Source organism: Stenotrophomonas sp. HMWF003 (assembly GCF_003061285.1).
GTDB classification, from domain to species: Bacteria; Pseudomonadota; Gammaproteobacteria; order Xanthomonadales; family Xanthomonadaceae; genus Stenotrophomonas; species Stenotrophomonas maltophilia_AP.
On the sequence record NZ_QAIW01000147.1, the window covers coordinates 1 to 524 of the forward strand.

The 524-nt window shown below is 70.6% G+C and carries 1 protein-coding gene; it reads left to right on the forward strand.

Annotation, left to right across the window (positions count from 1 at the left end):
• Nucleotides 1–65: 65 nt before the first annotated feature.
• On the forward strand, nucleotides 66–524 hold a 459-nt coding region (locus DBR34_RS05635), incomplete at its 3' end, for a DUF3574 domain-containing protein (RefSeq protein WP_146186773.1).

The window sequence follows — 524 nt, forward strand, 5'->3', positions numbered from 1 at the left end:
CCTGGGAACCGGATGTCCCGCACGCTTGTCCCCCTCTGCACGTCTGCTTTCCTGGAGTGATGTCGATGAAGTTCCATGCCCTTCTGTTCGCCCTGGTGCTGGCCGCCAGCGGCTGCGCCACCGCCGCGCCTGCGGCCAAGCCGGTGCCGCCGGCCCCCGCCACGGCCACCGCAACCCTGCAGGGCGATGCCGCCCGCCCCGATGCCGCCGCTGGCTGGGTGCGCAGCGAGTTGTACTTCGGCGTGGGCGAGGAGAGCGGTGCTTCCGAGCGCAAGCAGACCGATGCCATCACCGAGGCGCAGTGGCGCGCCTTCCTGGACAAGCAGGTCACCCCGCGCTTCCCGGACGGCCTGACCGTGTTCGATGCCTACGGCCAGTGGCTGTTCCGCGGCGCAGCCGAGCCCAACCGCCTGCGCACCAAAGTGCTGGTGGTGCTGCACGAGAACACCCCGCAGCGCCGTGCCGACATCGAGGCGATCCGCCTGGCGTGGAAGCAGGCCACCGGCCATCAGTCGGTGCTGTGG